Genomic DNA, 1,984 nt, shown 5'->3' on the forward strand with positions numbered 1-1,984 from the left:
CCCCGGCCTCGAGCGTCATCACCTTTTGCCGGTTGTCGTTGCGATAGTCCTTCCACCGGAAGCGTACCTTGCCATCCTCGATATCGACGATCCGGTTGTTGGCGATTGCCACCCGGTGTGTGTAGCGTCCGACATATTCCAGAACCTGCTCAGCGCCCGCGAAGGGTGGCTTGGCATACACCACCCAGTTGACCTGGCGGGCGGGATCCAGATAGCGCCGGAATGCGACGAGATCGCGCAGCCGTTCCAATGACGAAAAGAATCGCAACTCACCGGCATCGAATGCCCTTTGCAGGCCTTCGAGAAATAATCGCCGGAAGAGTCGGGAGAGCACGGCGACTGGTAGGAAGAAGCCGGGACGGCACGCGATCCAGCGGCTCCCGTCCGGCGCAAGCCCGCCGCCGGGCACGACGCAGTGGAGATGGGGGTGATGGCTGAGATTCTGACCCCAGGTGTGAAGCACCGCGAAAAACCCGATCTCCGCGCCGAGATGTCGGCGATCGGCAGCGATGGTGCGCAACGTCTCGGCGGCTGCGTGGAACAGGATCTTGTAGACCGTGCTGGCATTCTGGAAGGCAATCGCGGCGATCTCGTCGGGAACGGTGAAGACGACATGGAAATACTGCGTATCGAGAAGCTCTTCCCGCCGAGCCTCGATCCATTCCGCTCGGGCGAGCCACTGGCACTTGGGGCAACTGCGGGAACGGCAGCTGTTGTAAGCGATCCGTCGTTCGCCACAGCGGTCGCACTGTTCGACATGGCCTCCGAGCGCTGAAGTTCGGCAGCGCTCGATGGCAGTCATGGCTGCGCGTCGTTCGGTCGATAGCGAGGCCCAGTGCTGCTCTCGCCAGGCAGCACCGTAGCAACGGAAAATATCCGCGACCTCCGGACCTGAGCGGCCCATGAGGCTGGCCGTCAGAAATGTTCGGGCGTTGATGGCGAGGAAGCCTTGGGGATCGGACGCGGCAGCAGTTCAAGTGGGCTCGTCGCTGCGCAAACCTTGTTGGTGGCGATCCGGAGATATTGAGCGGTCGTTGACAGGCTGCGATGGCCGAGCAGGAGCTGGATGGTGCGGAGATCGGTTCCAGCTTCGAGCAGGTGCACCGCAAATGCGTGCCGCAGGGAATGAGGTGTTACCGGCTTGGAGAGTTTCGACATCCGATGTGCCTGGCGGCAGGTGGCATCCACGGCGCTTGTCGATATCGGTTCTCCAGCAACGGCGCCGGGAAACATCCATGCCCCGGCTGGTCGCACGGCGCGCCAATAGTCCGTCAGCACCTCCAGCAACCTGGCCGACAGCATGACGTAGCGGTCTTTCTGTCCCTTGCCCTGCTCGACGCGCAGCACCATGCGCTGGCGATCGATAGCCTCAGGCTTCAACCGGGTCGCCTCGGAGATACGCAGGCCGGCGGCATAGCATGTCGTCAGGATCGCCTGGTGTTTGAAGCTCTCGATGCAGCCGAGGAAGTGCAGCACCTCCTCGGGGCTGAGAATGACGGCAAGTGTCTTTGGCGCCTTTGGGCACGGAATGATCCGGTCGAAATCCCAATCGAGGCCGAGCGTGACGCGGTAGAGAAATCGAAGCGCTGCGACGGTCACTTGCATCGAGCGTGGCGCCAGCTTCTTCTCGTTCGTCAAATAGACCTGGTAGGCGTGGATATCCTCCGGGCCGAGCAAAGCCGGCGATTTAGCGAAATGCCGGGCGAACTGCGAAACCTGCAGCAAATACGAATCCTGGGTGTGTCGCGACAGGTTGCGGAGCTGCATGTCTTCCATCATGCGTAACCGAAGCGAGGTCATAGCGAACTCCTTGACAAGAGGGACGCTGCGCGCGGGGCAGCAACACCATCTTGCCAAGGGCGCTTCTGAAATGGGGGGATTACGTCGCTGTGCGGGTGGTGCCGGGGTCAGAGACAAGGACTGACTTCAAGGGGATACGCCGCGCTCAACACGGATGCCCTCCCGCGGAGCGGGTTCGTCCAAT

At 61.8% G+C, this 1,984-nt stretch carries 1 protein-coding gene and 1 pseudogene; both read right to left on the reverse strand.

From position 1 onward, the window contains the following. Positions 1-904: pseudogene (locus FXV83_RS41065) on the reverse strand (IS91 family transposase); the annotation flags it as partial. 11 nt (positions 905-915) lie between these two features. Further along, positions 916-1,800: a tyrosine-type recombinase/integrase gene (locus tag FXV83_RS41070; RefSeq protein ID WP_148745718.1), complete on the reverse strand. Its 885-nt coding sequence runs from the start codon at positions 1,798-1,800 to the stop codon at positions 916-918. Positions 1,801-1,984 lie beyond the last annotated feature (184 nt).

It is taken from the genome of Bradyrhizobium hipponense, assembly GCF_008123965.1.
In the GTDB taxonomy this organism is placed as follows: Bacteria; Pseudomonadota; Alphaproteobacteria; order Rhizobiales; family Xanthobacteraceae; genus Bradyrhizobium; species Bradyrhizobium hipponense.